We start from the raw sequence: 17637 nt of genomic DNA, 5'->3' as shown, positions 1-17637 counted from the left end.
AATTATGTTAAAACATGTATTAAGAACACTGTTCGTTTTGTGTGCAGCTTTTGCCATTACAGCCTGTTCTTCAGATTCAAACGATGCTCCGGAAGCAAAAACCTCATTAAAGCTTGAACTTAAAGTAGTTCCTGACAATATTCAGGTTAAAGAATATAAAAATCTTACCATCAATTTCAAAGAATTAAATTCAGGATTTACCATTACTCAGGAGCTTAAAAACACTAACGTTTTGCAGGTTGTGCTTCCTTCAGGAACGTATAACATGACAGCGGAAGGAAGTATTATGTATGGTGATAATTCCGGTTCAATAGAAGCTAAAGCTGCCGGTGTACAGAACGGAATCGTCATCAATGGAAGTGAGACCAGCAAAACTTTAGAACTTTCTTTGAAATCAGGTGCCAGCAGTGATCTGATCCTGGAAGAAATCTTCTTTACCGGAACCAAAACACCACAGGGAGTCATGTATTTCGGTGATCAGTATTTTAAAATTACGAATAATACAGATAAGACTTTGTATGCAGATGGGATGCTGCTGATACAATCCAGTTTTATGACGAATGAAAAGCAGGATTACAACCCCAATATCATGGGAACTACTCTCTCTGCCGGTGCTATTATCAGAATTCCAGGAAACGGAACAATGTACCCTGTAAAAGCCGGAGAATCAATTATTATTGCGGAAGATGCTATTAATCATAAAAATTTCAATCCTTCATCTATCAATCTTTCTAATGCCAACTTCCAGATTTTCAAAGAAGATTCTGATGATATCGACAATCCTGCCGTTCCGAAAATGGTGAATGTTTTTGAAAAAATGGTGATTCACACGCAGGGCTATTATGCTTATGCGCTGGCACGTTTACCTCAGGGAATGACGAATGCAGCTTTGGTTGCTCAAAATTCTTATACTTACACCTACAACCTTACGATTAATGGTGATGTATATCCTATGGACGGAACAGCTGTCAAAATCCCCAATGAATGGATCACAGATGCTGTGAATTTAAGCGTACATGATTCCTTCCAATGGCTGGTAACTTCTCCTTCTTTGGATATGGGATGGACTTCCGTAGCTGCATTTGACGGAGATAAAAACCGTTTTGGAAAAGCAGTCCGCAGAAAAGTAACCGGAAAAACAATGGATGGCAAAAATATCCTTAAAGATACCAATAACTCTACAACAGACTTTGAACATGGTGTAAAGCCATCTTTATTCAATTAAAATGAAATATTTTCTTTCCATATCCATCCTGTTACTATCTTTTTCTGGTGCAAAACTGCACGCTCAGGCCAATGATACCATCATAGAAAAAGTACGTGAAGAATACAGCTTTGAAAGGCTTATTAAAAACAATATTATGCTCAATCCTGCCAGTTATGCCGGAGGAAGGAAATACAGCATCACAACCTTTAATGTGTTTACGGAAAAAAGCAACACTCCCAATCAACTACAACAGAAAGGAAAAGGGAAAAACCTATGGGGTGTAGAAGTTTACAGCTTACAAAAGCTCGATGAACAAACATCAGTCTGGGGGAATGCCTCATACACACAGGGGAAAAATAAGCAGGTGGTATGGAATGAAAATTCAGATTATGATCTGATTTACCCTTATGTAGCAGCAGACAGTGTAGGTGGTAATATGAAATTTGAAAACTATAGTTTTTCAGGAGGATATTCCAGAAAAATCAATACCTATACTTTAGGAATTACTGGAAGTTATCAGGCAACATTGAGTTATAGAAATGTAGATCCTCGACCGAAAAATACTGCGGCTCATTTTTCTCTGGCAATGGGAGCCAACAAACTGATGTTCCAAAAGTTCAAAATCGGAGCTTATGTGAATGCTGAAAAGTATACTCAAAAACATTATCTGAGCTTTGTCAGCAATCAGGGATATCCTCTGATTTATAATATGAACGGACTGGGAAATTATAACGAACTTCTTTCCGGAAAACTCCGCCAGGCGTATTATGAAGGCTGGTCTTACGGAGGAGGTTTACAGGTCTTTGAAGCCAACAGCAGAAACTGGTATCTGAATATGAGCCTTAAAAAGTTTAATCTTGATAAATTATTAACAGAATACGCAGATCTCAACGCTTCAAAAATTGATGAACAGCAGTTCAGCTTTTCCGCCGGAAAATTCTTTGATTCCGGAAAAACAGTCTGGGGAATTTTTGCTGAAGGAAACAGCACAGAGAGAAAAGGAACAGAAAACCTTTTCCTGAATGAAAATTCAAGAAATTATATACAGATAGGAAGTGTGGAGAAATACAACCAAAAAATCAATAGCATTATTTTGAAAGGACTCATACAGATGGGAGATGAAAAGGCAAAATCCTCTCTGCTTCCCTTCTTTGGATGGGTTCAGGAAAAAGAGAAATACAGCAGCCCTCTATCAAGAATAGAATTAAGTAAGCTTATGTATGGTGCGGATTATCAATGGATGAAAATTTTTGATCATCAACAGATATTGTCTGTAACAGCGGGACTTTCAGGAACCAATGTCTATCAAAAGGATGCTATTTTCAACAATTCCGGAAAGCAGTCTATCAACGCTATGCTTCAGGAAAACTATATATTTCAGTCTTCGGATTTCTGGCAGGCAAAGCTTGATATCCATTTTCATTTCAACTTCCCAATTGTTAAAAATGCTTTTGTAGGAGGAAAAATGATGTACAGTAATTTTAAAAATGGCAGCAATACTTTATGGGCAGTCAGTATAGGAAGTATTTTTTAAACACATTATGATAAAATTTTCAGATATTAAATTAATTGCAGTCCTTGGGGGAATATCCTTTTTCTTTATGCAGCATACTCTTCAACAATACAGAGTAGATTATGGAGAAACTGTGGAACACTATAAAAAGCCTGTACAATACTGGCCAAAACCTACAGTAGATGCTGAGGTCAACTGGAAAGAATTTGAGGCTATTGAATGGGATTCCAACTATTATGACACCCAGGAACTCCCTGAAGTAATGCTTGGAAAAAAGCTGTTTTTTGATCCCAAACTGTCACAATCCAGTCAGGTATCCTGCAGCAGCTGTCACAATCCTGAATTGGGTTGGGGAGATGGCCAGGAGGTGGCATTGGGAACAGATCATTTACAGGGAAAAAGAAATACCCAGTCTCTGTTCAATATTGGAGACCGCCAGTCCTATTTCTGGGACGGAAGAGCCAAAACACTGGAAGAACAGCTTGTAGGACCTATTTCCGCTCATAACGAAATGAACATGAAACCGGAAAAACTGGCTGGAAAGCTATCTAAACTGAAAGAATACAGACAGCTTTTTAAAGAAGTTTATCAAACTGATAAGATCACATTTGATAAAATCGCAAAAGCGCTGGCCACTTTTCAAAGAACAATCAGAAGTCAGCCCAGCAAGCTCGATAAATTCATCAAAGGTGATTATAAAGCCATGAGTGACAAGGAAATTTATGGGATGCATCTATTCCGTACCAAGGCCAGGTGCATGAACTGTCACTATGGGAAATATCTAACCGATGAATCTTTTCACAATATAGGACTTACCTATTACAAACGGGAATATGAGGATCTTGGGCTCTATCATATCACTAAAAATCCGGATGACACAGGGAAATTTAAAACCCCTTCGCTGAGAGATCTTGACTATACTGCTCCATGGATGCACAACGGGCTCATGGATGACATGCATGGTATTGTCAGCTTATACAACAGCGGTATGCAGATGATTAACCCTACTCCAGAAGAAAAGAAAGCTGACCCCAATTTCCCGGTCACCGATCATCTGATAAAGCCTTTGCATCTGAATGAACAGGAAGTGGATGCCATTGTAGCATTTTTAAAAAGCATGTCCGGAAGTTATTACAAAATGCCAAGACCGGAAATCCCAAGAAAATAAATTGAAAACAAATTAAATAATTGATCTTATAAACAGTAAATCCTTTTATCTAAAGTACCTTAGATAAAAGGATTTTTAATATCTTCTAAACTGATACGTGATTCTTTAAAACTTAAAGCCTACACTGAAATAGATCCTTGAAAAATCAAGCACGTCATTTCTGGAAATATTAAGACTGATAGGACCTATAACAGATTCATATCCTAAATTTACTCCATAACCAAATATATCAACGCTTTGATTAAAAGGAGAAAGTTCATCACTCACTTTACCATAACTAACTGAAGGGGTAAGATAGAGCTTTTTCATAATTCTGTACTGAAATGATATTGCCGCCTTAGCAACTGAAGTCACAGGGATCTCTTTCTGACGAAGACCATTGAATTCGGGGTTTAGCATATCACCGTTGTATTCACTCCCTCCGAGATTATATTTCTGATTAAGGAAAAGATACGGAATATCATACTCTCTCTCTTTGCCAAAACTTGCTCCTAAAAAAACGTTTGCTCTTACTGTCAGCCTATTTGTAATCGGATGATAGAAATTTTCATTTAAAGTAAAAGATATCAGGTTTCTAGGTCGGAAATACCCCTCCGTTTCAGGGTTTAGTAGAACATTTAAAATGGGTTGCACTGTTTCCAGGTCATAAAGCTTATACCTGTCACCATAATAGAGTCTTGTGCTCATCTGAAGATGGTTCCCTTTTGTTGTAAAGTATCTTTTATTAAGATTGTTCTGTTCAAACTTCAGAAATGTATTGAAATTGCTGTGGTCATATAATTTATTACTGTAATTATCCACTTTTGCCTGATCTACTTTATCCAGTAAACTGTACATTCTTTCTGTACTGAACTCCGTTCCCAATGACAGATAGGCATTGGGGGTAATATTATAATTAAGAGCAATCTTTCCGGTGATATTACGGTACATATGGTTAGGAAAGCGGTCACTGCCATCTTCATTGATAGAATACAGCCTGAAGTTCAAATCGTTACTTTTAAGATTAATCATTTTAGCCTCCAGATCCAGCCACAAACGATCTCCTTTATCCAGGAACTGCTGATAGGCTAATTTAGCCTTAAAACGTTCGGAAATATCTACCGTTGCCAAAAATCTTGATCTGTTCAGTATAATATTCCTGTAGGTGTAATTAACAATAATTCCAACCGACTGCTCCGTATCATAGTGCAGAGCTAGTTTAAAAGCTCCTTTCTTTGCTCTTTTAACAAAAATATTCATTACAAGGCCGTCGTTCGCATTCGTGTAAGTATAATATACCTTTAGATACTGCCGCATTCCGAATACCCGGTCAATTGCTTCATTAACGGTTTGCGCATCATAATATTTACCTTCTGTAAGTCCCATCTGCCTTTTCATCACTTCAATCTCTGCAGCATCTGTCATAGGAGTTCCATCTTCTTCATTAAAAGTGAATTTTACAGTAGGCAGCTGGACTTCTTCAATCATCGTGTGTTCATACTTGATTCCTAATTTTCTTTGAGCTTCTGCCAAAGCCACAAACTCAGGAAGATGCTTCTTTGCCTCAATCTCTCCTATTTTAATAATCTTTCTGAACTTGTCGAAATCTTTTGTTGTAATCTCTCCTAATGGATTTACGAAATCTACGAGGATGTTGGACAATTCTTTTTGATGCTTAAAATCCTCCACAGAACGGATGGCATGAGTCTGATAAATCATTTTCATCGGATTCTCAATTTCTTTTTTGGTAAAAAGTCTGAAACCGGTATACCCTCCGATTACAAAATCAGCTCCCATCTCCCGGACCTCATTAGCCGGATAATTACGATCCAATCCGCCATCTACCAAAAGCTTTCCGTCAATATAAACAGGAGCAAACGCTGCAGGAATAGCCAATGTGGAACGAATAGCCAATGGTAAGGATCCCTCTTTCTGCATTACCAGACCTCCGTTTTCAATATCGGATGAAGTAAGCTCAACAGGAATTCTTAGTTTACTGAAATCGTTGATATGTTTAGCGTTGAAAGTAAGTGTATTAAGAACCTCCCCCATGTATTGACCCTCAATATAAGAACTTGGAAGTGTAGGAATTCCTTTCACTACCGGAAACTCAAGGATATATTTATCGTATTCATCTTTCTCGCTGATATTGATTTTATTATAAGGAATTTTGTTACTTAGAATTCTACCCCAGTCCATCTTATATACTGTATGTTTCAGCTGGTCAGCATTATATCCCATTGCGTATAAACCACCGAGAATACCTCCCATACTGGTTCCGGTAATATAATCTACTTTGATTCCTAATGAGTCGATCATTTTCAGAATACCAATGTGTGCAAACCCTTTTGCACCGCCACCGCTTAGAGCAAGACCAAATTTAGTATCTTTAGTAATATTCTGAAGGCCAGAATTAAGAGTGTCGTTTTTTTGTTGAGATTTGATAATAAGAGAAATGGCTATAGCTAAAAATATCAATATTTTTTTCATGTATATGCTTCTTCTAGTGTTTAATTTAAATCTTTAAAGTTTCCAAGAGTTAAAGATACACAAAAAACACACCCACATCATCTACATTATCAACAAAGTAAATAATTCTAATTCAGCCTATTCATCGAGAATAAACAAAGATTTAAACGCAATTAAAACTAAAAATTTTCAATATGTTTTTATAGTTTCCACGAAATTTATATCTGGATTCAGAATTTCGAGGATGAGGCTTTTAACAGATTTCATGGCATCATCAATATTTCCTTTATCAAACTGTAGAGAAACCATTCCTTTTCTAGCATCTGCAAAACTCCAGATTCCTGTTTCAATCGGGAAGCCCCAGAATTCTGGAAGGTGTTGTACCACATAATGATAAATACAAAGCTGAAGTGCCTGTTTTCTGTCACTATTATGGAAATATTGATCTATATTATCCTGATCAATTTTTACAGTAAGATTTTTGATTTTGGCTGTTTTATAATCAATGATTCTTAGTGTTCCGTTCAGTTTATCAATTCTGTCTATATATCCTAAGAATGAAATTTTATCATTTCCATTAAGAGGAAAATCTATGTTTTCAAACTTTCTTTCGATATCTACAATCTCCAGTTTGTTGCCTTGCTTTATGAGTTCAAGATCATGATTCAGGACATTTTCAATTACTTTTTTGGCAATTGCTTTATGGATATAGTTCATCCCTTTTTCATAAAATTCCGGCTGATGTTTCAGCTTTTCAATAGCAATATTTATATAGTTATCTATCGCTTTAACTGAATTCTTTAAATCACTTTCTTTTAACACCTTGCCCTTCAATACCTCATACACTTCTTGAAGCGAATAATGCACCAGATTTCCGTAATTTTTTATCGATAGCTCTTCCTCAATTTCATCCGTTTCGGAGGTATTCAAAATCTTGGAAAGGTAAAAATCAATCGGATTATATAGGTAACTTGTAAGGTGGGAAGCTGATACTTTTCCCTTCCATTTCTGTAGACGTTCCTGCACAATCTGTGTCTTTGTAATTTCGATTGGTTTGGTCGTAATAGGTTCAGAAGAATTTTCAATAATCAGATGTTCTATCTCATGAGAACTCTCCATTTCAATCTGTGTTATAAACCTGCTTTTTTCTCCGGTATTCACTCCCGAACTTAATGCATTGTACAGTAAATGGACGTTCTTTGCATCCTGAATCAGCCTGTAAAAGTGATATGCATAAATGCTGTCATTTTCCAGGAAAGTATGGAGATCAAAGAATCTTCGGATATCGAAAGGAATATAGGTATTCTGCGAGTTCCCAAGGGGAAGTTTTCCTTCGTTTACGGAAAGCAGAATAACATTTTCAAAATTCAGGAGACGTGTTTCCAGTAGTCCCATGATCTGTAGCCCCCTCAAAGGCTCTCCCTGAAAATCGATACTCTCAGAGTTGATATGCTGGTTGATCAGAATTTCCAGCGTCTCCATTTTGATCTCAATATTGTAGGGAGTCAGCTGGTTTTTGATGATTCTGAATGCATTTTCAAAGTGAGAGACATTCTCATACTGAATATCATCTATTTCGAGCCATTTTACCTGCTGGCAGAACTCAATAAGCATATCCAGATACCTATTTGTTCCCGGCGCTTTCTTAAGAAGTCCAAAGTAAGACAAACCACTCAGCAGTTCTTGTAAAAGCTTATTAGAGATATAAACGATATTCCGCTCTTCTACTTTGGCTTTAAAATCATTGATAATCTTTTCGTCTTCTACAGATTTCGGCAGCTCTTCCAGAATTGGAAAAACATCTCTGTAATAGTAAGAAGACTTATTTTTTTCCAGTTGTTTCTGCAGATAGAAAAGACGTTTGACGGCATTGGAGAAGGATAAGTTCTTCAATGGAAATCCCATTGTAATATTCAAATTATCAACTCCATGCATTACGTCAAGACTTGCAGGAAGAAGATTTTCGTCCAGCAATACCACTGCAGTATTGGAATAGGTTTTATTATTGATCTCTTTAAAGATCTCAGGCAGCACTTTGGTCTGGGTTACATTCCCGGACACTTCGTATACCTTAATTTTTTTAGGCTGGTTAAAATCATCTTCTATCCATTGGAAAGCTCTGTTTTCATCAAATTCTTTCCATGTTTTATGATTTCTAAGGAATTTTCCTGCTTCCTGTCTTTCATCATCGAAATAATAATGGTCTGCCTGAAAAAAGCACTGTGCTTTATTCCACTGCAAAAGACTTCTTACCAGCTTTTCTTCTACCGGGGTAAAGGCATTGAACCCGCAAAAAATAAACTCTTCTTTGGTATTTTTAGCAAAATCAACAATTCTGGCTTTAGCTGCTTCATGGATCATCCCTGAAGTTGCCCAGTTTTTTTCCTGCAGTCTTTCCTTTAAAACAGGGAGAAAAACGTTCATATTCTGCCAGAAATTAAGAAACTTCTTTCTTGGGACATCATCATCCTCACCCAAGTCCTGGGCCCATTCTTTGATCCTTTCTTCGTCAAACATATATTGAAGAACAGCCTGATCACTGTCGGAGAATTTGAGAATATCATCCCAATCTTTCTGGAGCGTAGGAAACCACTTCAGAAAGTCTGAAAAATCATCTCTTGGAATAAGATTCAGACTTCTGTATACATCAAATGAGAAAAGCCACAGCGGAATTCCCTGAATGGACTGCTGATCAGCAATTGTATTGATAAGCTCTTCTACGGTAAAAAAATTGGGCAGAAACCCGGAATAATTATTTTCCTCTAAGATCTGCCTGATAAACACAATGGGACGTTTTCCGGGCAGAATGATATTAAACGCAGAAAGATCCGTGTTTTGGGCTAGCAGTTCGTGGATGATCTTATTGAGGAATTTCAATTGGCTTGGTAGCTTTTTAAGTTGTCTAGTTGTTCAGAAATGGTATTATTATATTCAGCCTGTTTTTCTTTATCTATTCCATGGCGGGTATCTCTGTCATAAGCCATCTGGAAGTTTTTATAATCTACGGATATTCCATCATAAATAGTTTGGAAATATTTATTATAATCTCCTGATGTTCTGATTTTTTCAGCGACTACCTTTCTGAATTTTCTTACAAATAATTCTGCAATATCAAAATGCTTCTGCTCATGCAGCAGGATATAATCATCCATTCTTTTGACATCTTTCCAGGATTTTTCTTCGTGAAACAGGGTCTTAATCGTAATCGTAACAGGAGCCTTTGGATCTGAAGATTTCTTAGAGTAAAATTCCCAGCCACAATGGGTGTATGCTGCTACATCAGGATTCTTTTTCTTATTAACAGGGCTTTTAAAGTTATCCCACGTCAGTTTTTTTCCTTCTTCCCAGAAAATTTTCTGTCCGGCCACAGCCTGAGCTGCCAATACACACAATACAAAAGTCAATCTCATTATTCCACTACAATTGTTTTGGTAATCCAATTATTCCCTCCATTCCAGAATTTAAAAGTATAGGTTCCTTTTTTCTGCGGACTAAAGTTGATTTGATTTGCTCCTACATAATTCCCCTGTGTACAAGGTCCGTTTGTAATATATTTGTAGGAAGTTACGGTTCTTTCCAGGTTATTGTTGTAAATATAATCATATCCGTAAAAGCCTTCGCAGTGAGACGGATAGGTGGAATAAGTCTTTATGCTCTGTATCGCAAAAACATCCATGGTATCATTGACGATTTTCACACTATCTATTTTGATTTTATCAATAGACTCGATCGTATGGTAATCGTCATCATTACACGAAACCAGAAGCACGCTTAGCACGAATACTGAAAATCCAATATTTAAAAGCTTTTTCATAACCTTTACTTTTCTGATTATTAACAAATATTAGCAAAAATTATTCCTTATTTATATAAAATTAGGAATTAAAATTACCTTTTGATACATAAACTACTTTTTTAGTATCAAAAAATTCTTCATCAAAATAGTGTCTAAGATTGAAAATTTCACATTTAAGTCCAGCTAGTTCTTCTGCAAGATCACCACCTTTTAAATATAAAATCCCGTTATGCTTAGCGTTAAACTGTTCTTTTTCAAATTTCCCTTTCAGCCATCTTAAAAATTCCGGCATTTGGGTTACTGCTCTGCTGACTACAAAGTGGAATTTTTCTTTCAGCTTTTCTGCCCTTCCGTGGATAGCTGTTACATTGGTTAAGCCCACTCCATCAGCTACAGCCTGTACCACACTGATTTTCTTTCCGATAGAATCAATCAGGGTAAACTCTGTTTCAGGAAAAAGGATCGCCAAAGGAATTCCAGGAAAACCGCCTCCTGTTCCGATATCCAAAACTTTGGTTCCCGGTGCAAATTCCATCACTTTTGCAATTCCCAAAGAGTGCAGAATGTGCTTTTCATACAGCGATTCCATATCTTTTCTGGAAATTACGTTGATCTTTTCATTCCATTCATTGTACAGATTTTCCAGTTTAGAGAACTGCTCTTTCTGTTTTTCAGTAAGATCCGGGAAATATTTTAATAGTAACGATGCAGACATGTGAATTATTATAAACCGCAAAAATAAGTTTTATTTCTCTTGTATTCAAATCTACTTTTCCTGATCCGGCTGTAAAATCAGCTTTTCAGTACAATCCGTTACTTCGCAATTCCCGGAATTACAGGCACACTCAGGTTTCCGGATTGGCTGATTGTCTGTATAGCAAAAATATAATTATCCTTCGAAAGCGGAACCTTCATGGAAAGCGCTGTTGTAAATATTTTTTTCTGCCATACCGGATTGTCTGTTTCCCTTGCCAGCACATAATATCCTGTTGGTGTTCCTGATTTTGGTTTTTCCCAATGCAAAGTCGTTGAATTGGTCAATTCTTTTACCTCCATTTCTACTTTTTCCGGCTTTGAAGTGGATTTTGCAAGATTGGCCAGAACAGCAATATTGGCAGCAACATTCTTTTTTAGATATTTAAAATCTATAAATTCGGGAAGATCACCATATTGCTTATTATTTTCTATTCTGATATCCTGATGTTGATGATCATAGTTTTCATAATACTCAGTGAGTCTCACGGAAGGAAATCCGTTATTCACAAAGCTGGTATGATCTCCTCCACGCAAGAATCTGTCATTCCTGTAGATAAGTTTTATCTCTAATCCTTTTACATATTGTTCTGTAATTTCTTTGATATAACGGGCCAGTTGTCTGGATTCACTGTCATTTTCAAGCCCTAGATTCCTGATCGTCATTGCTTTTTTATCGAGGTCTTTGTAAGGCATACCTTCACTGAATACACGAAGTATGCGGGTATTAATTTCTCCGGTTTCTCCTGCTTTGGGATTACCAATCATATCATTATTAAGAACGGCTTCCAGTTGTAGATTTTCTCTTTTAATCTTTTCTGCCAACTGTTTAGACCCCAATAACGATTGTTCTTCGCCGGAAAAAGCCACAAAAATGATGGATGCCGGAAATGAAGATCTACTCAATATTCTCGCAGATTCTATAACTGCACTTACTCCACTGCCATCATCATTGGCTCCGGGTGCTATAGAAGTCCTGTTCATCACATCGGTTACTCTTGAGTCAAGATGTCCTCCGATCAGGAAGATCCTTTTATCGTTTGGGTCAGTTCCTTTCAGAAAAGCGACTGCGTTTCCAAGATTTACGACTTTATCAATTCGTTTTCCATCGGGCTGAATATCTTCCTGTTGAAGATAGACTTCCATTCTACCTCCGGAATTTTTTGCGTAATCGTTGAATTTTTTAATCACCCAGTTTCTTGCTGCACCTATTCCCTGCTTGGGATCATCTGTTGTACTTAAAGTGTGTCTTGTTCCAAAGCTTACCATTTTACCAATATAAAACTTTAGCGAATCTTCGTTCACTTGCGAAACATACTTTTTCACTTCCTCATCTTTTGAATATCTCTGAGAAAAGGCAGTACAGGATATCAATAACAAAAAAACGGAATATTTCATAGGATAAGTCTTAGATTGTTTAAAGATACAAAACCCTTCGTTTCATCAATCATCTTTTATTCTTTCTGATTATGTGCTCCGATCGCTATTTGCTCAATTGCTCTCATTTATTTAATGAAACTGTATCGCTTTTTAATATCAATTTTTGTCCAAAACCTGATAAAAATCTTCAAAGCAAACCCATTTTTATTATCCTCACAAGGCGTTTTTATTATATATTTGTTAAAATTCAAAAAAATACAATGGATAGACTTTCAGATAGAGTAAAAAGATTAGGATACTCCCAGACATTCGTAATGTCAAACAAAGCCAGAGAAATGAAAGCCAATGGAATAGATGTGATCAGCTTAACTCTTGGCGAACCGGATTTTGATGTTCCGGACAATATTAAACAGGCCGCTTTCGATGCCATCAATGAAAATTACAGTCACTACTCCCCTGTTCCCGGATTTCTGGAACTGCGTGAAGCTATTGCATATAAATTAAAAAGAGATAATAAACTGGAATACAAACCTACTCAGATTTGTGTTTCAAATGGAGCTAAACAAGCGATCATCAATGTTTTGGCAGCTATCATTAATGACGGTGATGAAGTACTTCTTCCTGCGCCTTATTGGGTAAGCTATGATGAAATGGTAAAAATGATGGGCGGAACTTCCGTAATGCTTCCTACCTCTTACCTTACTGATTTTAAAGTAACTGCAGAACAAATTGAAGAAGCCATTACTGAAAAGACCAAAGCTATCCTTTTCAGTTCACCATGTAACCCTTCAGGAGGATATTATACTTATGACGAACTAAAATCTATCGCAAAAGTGATTGCCAAATACCCACAGGTGACAATCATTTCCGATGAAATTTATGAATATATCAATTACGAAACGAATACTACTTCTATCGCTCAGTTTCCTGAAGTATACGAGCAGACAGCTGTCATCAATGGAATGTCAAAAGCATTTGCTATGACAGGATGGAGAATCGGGTATTCTGCATGTCCGGAATGGCTCGCAAAAGCTTGTGAAAAAGTACAAGGACAGATGACCAGCGGGGCTAATACGGTAGCACAAAGAGCATCTATTGTAGCGTTGAAAACAGATCCTTCCGAATACAGATACATGATTGATGCTTTCAAAAAAAGAAGAGATCTTGTATTTGAGTTGATCAAAGAAATCCCAGGATTCAAAGTACTGCTTCCAAAGGCAGCATTCTATTTCTTCCCGGATATATCGCACTATATCGGTAAAACCCTTAATGGAACAGAAATTAATAACTCTGATGACTTTGCCATGTTTCTTCTTGAAAATGCTCATGTAGGATGTGTAGGTGGATTTTCTTTCGGAAGCCCGGAATGTATCAGATTTTCTTATGCCGCTTCTGAGGAAGATTTAAGAGAGGCGATGAAACGAATCAAAGATTTACTAGCTCCATTCAATCAATTAATCAACTAACCATCAACAATAAAACACAACAGCAATGAATCTGTTAAAAAAACTAACCATCGCTACAAGTATTGCCGCAGCAAGTTTTGCAGGACATGCTTTTGGCCAGGATTTCCAATGGAAAGAAGCTAATTCTAATGGCTACAAGTACAAGTACGTAACCAATGACCCTACTTCCGCAAGGTACTACACTTTGAAAAACGGATTAACGGTTATTTTGAGTCCAACAAATAAGGATCCGAGAATTCAAACGTATATTGCAACAAAAGCAGGAAGTAAAACCGACCCTGCAGACCACACCGGTCTTGCCCATTATCTTGAGCATATGCTTTTCAAAGGAACTAATCAGTTTGGATCTAAAGACTGGGCTAAAGAAAAACCTCTTTTAGACCAGATTGATGCTCTTTACGAAAAGTACAATCAGACCAAGGATGAAGCCAAGAGAAAAGAAATCTACAAAGAGATTGATAAAGTTTCTGGAGAAGCTGCAAAGTTTGCAATCGCGAATGAATACGACAAAATGATGGCTGGTATGGGAACAGATGGATCTAATGCTTTTACTTCATTTGAACAAACGGTATACACAGAAGATGTACCATCCAATGTTCTTGACAAATTCCTTGCTGTACAAGCTGAAAGATTTAGAGAACCTGTTCTTAGGTTATTTCACACGGAACTTGAAGCGGTATATGAAGAAAAAAACATATCTCTTGATGATGATGACAGTAAAGTTCAGGAGACTATGTTTGCCAATCTTTTCCCTAACAATAATTATGGAAAACAAACAATTCTCGGGACGATTGAGCATTTAAAAAATCCATCTCTGCATGCTATCAGAGAGTATTTCAACAACTATTATGTTCCTAACAACATGGGAATCATTATGTCAGGGGATTTTAATCCGGATGAAGTAATTGCAAAGATTGACAAGGCTTTTTCATACATGAAGCCTAAAGCAATTCCTGAATATAAAGTAGGACAGGAAAAAGCGATTACCGCTCCTATTGTAAAAGAAGTTGTAGGACCCAATCCTGAAAACGTAATGCTTGGGTTCAGATTTCCGGGAGCTTCTACCAAAGATGCAAGAATGCTGAATCTTGTCGGAAATATGCTGACCAACGGCCAAGCTGGATTAATTGATCTTGATTTGGTAAAAAAACAAAAATTACTTGGAGCTTATGCGGGATCTTATGCTTTAAAGGATTATTCCGTTTTACTTTTACAGGGAAAACCTACTGAGGGACAATCTCTGGATGAAGTAAAGAATCTTCTTCTTCAGGAAGTAGATAAGTTAAGAAAAGGAGAATTTTCTGATGATCTGATCCAGTCTATCGTCAACAACGAAAAGAAAGGTATTATTCAGAAAGATGAAAAATATTCATCAAGAGCAAGTATTCTGATGGATGAATTTACTTCAGACATTGACCACAAAGCATCGTTGGAATATGTTGACGAAATTTCAAAACTAACGAAAAAAGATATTATGGATTTCGTGTCCAAATATCTTCAGAATAACAATTACGTTGCAGTTTACAAAAGAAAAGGTGAAGATAAGAGCATTGTAAAAGTTGACAAACCAACCATCACTCCGGTTTCCGTAAACAGAGAAGACCAGTCTCCTTTCCTTAAGAAGATTGATGAAATGCCTGAAAACCCTATCGCTCCTGTATGGTTGAATTATGACAAAGACATTGCTAAAAACAAACTAGCTGATGTAGACGTACTTTCTGTGAAAAATACAGACAATGCATTATTCAGAATGTATTACCACTTTGATTCAGGAAAATGGAATAACAAAATTCTTCCATTGGCAGCAGAATATCTTCAATATCTAGGAACTAAAGACAAGTCGTCTGAGGTTATCAGTAAAGAGTTCTACAAACTGGCTTCAAGCTTCAATGTAGGAGCCGGAAATGAAGAAACGTATGTATCTCTGGAAGGATTGAATGAAAACTTCGATAAAACGATTGCTTTATTTGAAGATCTTATTAAAAACTGTCAGGCAGACCAGACCGCTCTTGATGCCTACAAAACAAGACTTAAAAAAGCCAGAGCAAATGCCAAGCAAAACAAAGGAACCATTATGGCAGGACTAAGAAGCTATGCTCAATATGGTGCACAGAATCCTTTTAACAACGTACTGAGCGATGCTGAACTTGATGCATTAAAAGCTGAAGATCTAATTAACGTTCTTCACGATTTGTTTAATTTCAAGCATAAAGTACTGTATTACGGACCAAAATCAGGAAACGAAGTAGTAGCATCTTTAAAACCTGTTCACAAGCTTCCTGCAACCCTAAAGGATCTTCCTAAGTCTAAAACATTTGCTCAGATCCCAACGGATAAGAACAAAGTACTATTTGCTCACTACGACATGGTACAGGCAGAAGTTTTCTGGGTAAGAAATTCAGACCAATACAATCCTTCTACAACTCCAACGGTAAGTTTGTTCAACAATTATTTCGGAGGAGGAATGGGATCTATTGTATTCCAGACCATCAGAGAATCAAAAGCACTAGCTTATTCTACCTACTCTTATTTTGCACTTCCAAGCAAGAAAACAGATAAGGATATGGTTATGGCATATGTTGGAACGCAGGCAGACAAATTCAATGAGTCTACAACGGCTATGAACGAGCTTCTAACTACACTTCCAAAATCTGAGCAGTTGTTCGAAACAGCAAAAAGCGGATTGAAAAAATCAATTGCTTCTGAAAGAATTACTCAGGACGGAATCATCTTCTCTTATCTGAAATCTCAAAGACTTGGAAACAATTTTGACATGAGAAAGAATGTCTATGAACAGGCACCAAAACTGTCTTTCACAGACATCAATTCTTTCCATGATAAGGAAATGAAGAACAAGAACTACACATACTGTCTCGTTGCATCTCAAGACAAAGTGAATGAGGCCGATATGAAAAAATTAGGCGAAGTAAAAAAACTTAATTTAACTGAAATATTCGGTTATTAAAATAAACAAAAAGCCCTGATATCACTAGTCATGGTCGGAAGATTTTTTCTTCCGACTTTTTGTTTTTAGATATTCAATATTATTATTTTAATTAATTGATTATCAACTATTTAATTTGTTTTGTTGTTTCATTTTTTGTATCTTTATTGCTGATAATCAATTGTTTATGTCAGTTTTTAAAGATCATAAAATATCACTTAAAGATGTTTTAGAATTTATTCCCGAAGCACTTTTAAGTCACCTTTCCGCAAGTACAAAAGTGGATTATTATAGTAAAGTTTTGCATGGAAGAAAAATATTCTACCTGCTTTTGTATTGCATATTTGATAATGAAAAATTAAGTCAAAGAACACTCGAAGATACTTTTAATAGCAGTGGATTCAAAGCCTTATTTGGTTTAGGGGAAGAGGAAAAGATTCGAAGGAGTTCAATTTCTGAGAGGCTTTCAAAAATTGATTCCAATTATTTCCTAGAAATCTACGAACAGATGTACGAAAGATTTTCGGAACTTTATTCCAAGACAGAAATCGAAAAATACAACTTAATCAGAGTTGACAGTACCATTGTAGCTGATACATGTAACAAGCTTAAAGAAGGAATTGATCAGAAAAGTGGAAAAAAATTAGTGAAATTCAGTTTTTCATTTGACGGAATTTTGCCATCAGCGGTAGATGTTTTTACGGGGCAAAAATACTCAACAGAAGATAATGCTCTTGCCCAGGCTGTTCTGAACCAGGTGAAAAAAGAAGATCATCATGATAATATTTATATCATAGACAGAGGGATCCAGTCTACAAGGACGATGAAAGATTTTGAAGAAAAGCTTCTGAAATTTATTATCCGTTCCAAAGAAAACAGGAAATATGAAGAGATTGAATCTTTTATTAAAACAGAAACCCCAATAAAATGGGATGATTGGGGAGTTATTAAAGACAGCAAAG

12 protein-coding genes are annotated in these 17637 nt (G+C 36.5%); 6 read left to right on the top strand and 6 right to left on the bottom strand.

What is annotated here, in order from left to right; translation table 11 throughout:
• Positions 1-4: 4 nt before the first annotated feature.
• The 3 genes from CQ046_RS16935 (at position 5) to CQ046_RS16925 (ending at position 3888) form a co-directional block, all read left to right on the top strand.
• Positions 5-1225, top strand: a complete 1221-nt coding sequence (locus tag CQ046_RS16935; protein WP_105703415.1) for a DUF4876 domain-containing protein — start codon at positions 5-7, stop codon at positions 1223-1225.
• Between the two features lies 1 nt (position 1226).
• Positions 1227-2741 (top strand): DUF6850 family outer membrane beta-barrel protein, encoded by a 1515-nt coding sequence (locus tag CQ046_RS16930; protein WP_105703414.1) that lies wholly within the window; start codon positions 1227-1229, stop codon positions 2739-2741.
• A gap of 67 nt (positions 2742-2808) precedes the next feature.
• Positions 2809-3888, top strand: coding sequence for a cytochrome-c peroxidase (locus CQ046_RS16925; protein ID WP_228406984.1), 1080 nt, complete (start codon positions 2809-2811; stop codon positions 3886-3888).
• A gap of 105 nt (positions 3889-3993) precedes the next feature.
• Here the strand turns inward: CQ046_RS16925 and CQ046_RS16920 are convergent, their stop codons facing one another.
• The 6 genes from CQ046_RS16920 to CQ046_RS16895 form a co-directional block, all read right to left on the bottom strand.
• Positions 3994-6357: a patatin-like phospholipase family protein gene (locus CQ046_RS16920; protein ID WP_105703412.1), complete on the bottom strand. Its 2364-nt coding sequence runs from the start codon at positions 6355-6357 to the stop codon at positions 3994-3996.
• A gap of 168 nt (positions 6358-6525) precedes the next feature.
• Positions 6526-9213, bottom strand: coding sequence for a PD-(D/E)XK nuclease family protein (locus CQ046_RS16915; protein ID WP_105703411.1), 2688 nt, complete (start codon positions 9211-9213; stop codon positions 6526-6528).
• Positions 9210-9746: a DUF922 domain-containing protein gene (locus tag CQ046_RS16910; protein WP_105703410.1), complete on the bottom strand. Its 537-nt coding sequence runs from the start codon at positions 9744-9746 to the stop codon at positions 9210-9212. Before CQ046_RS16910 ends, CQ046_RS16915 begins: the two co-directional genes overlap by 4 nt.
• Positions 9746-10150: a hypothetical protein gene (locus tag CQ046_RS16905; protein WP_105703409.1), complete on the bottom strand. Its 405-nt coding sequence runs from the start codon at positions 10148-10150 to the stop codon at positions 9746-9748. The genes CQ046_RS16910 and CQ046_RS16905 overlap by 1 nt, the downstream gene beginning before the upstream one ends.
• 61 nt (positions 10151-10211) lie before the next feature.
• On the bottom strand, positions 10212-10847 hold the full coding sequence (rsmG, locus tag CQ046_RS16900; protein WP_105703408.1) for a 16S rRNA (guanine(527)-N(7))-methyltransferase RsmG: 636 nt from the start codon (positions 10845-10847) through the stop codon (positions 10212-10214).
• Positions 10848-10945: 98 nt separating this feature from the next.
• Entirely contained in the window at positions 10946-12283 is a 1338-nt protein-coding gene (locus CQ046_RS16895) for a M20/M25/M40 family metallo-hydrolase (protein WP_105703407.1), read from the bottom strand.
• Between the two features lie 242 nt (positions 12284-12525).
• On the opposite strand from CQ046_RS16895, the gene CQ046_RS16890 reads away from it, so the two are divergent.
• The 3 genes from CQ046_RS16890 to CQ046_RS16880 all read left to right on the top strand — a co-directional run.
• A complete protein-coding gene (locus CQ046_RS16890) occupies positions 12526-13731 on the top strand; it encodes a pyridoxal phosphate-dependent aminotransferase (protein ID WP_105703406.1) in 1206 nt (401 codons plus the stop codon).
• Positions 13732-13756: 25 nt separating this feature from the next.
• Complete coding sequence (locus CQ046_RS16885; RefSeq protein ID WP_105703405.1) at positions 13757-16696, top strand: M16 family metallopeptidase; 2940 nt, start codon at positions 13757-13759, stop codon at positions 16694-16696.
• Positions 16697-16862: 166 nt separating this feature from the next.
• Positions 16863-17637: transposase (locus CQ046_RS16880; RefSeq protein ID WP_165790540.1), on the top strand; the 775-nt coding region annotated here is incomplete at its 3' end.

The sequence above is a fragment of the Chryseobacterium sp. MYb7 genome (assembly GCF_002979455.1).
GTDB lineage: Bacteria > Bacteroidota > Bacteroidia > Flavobacteriales > Weeksellaceae > Chryseobacterium.
Note: the sequence above shows the minus strand (reverse complement) of the source record. Positions and strands in the feature narration are given on the sequence as shown.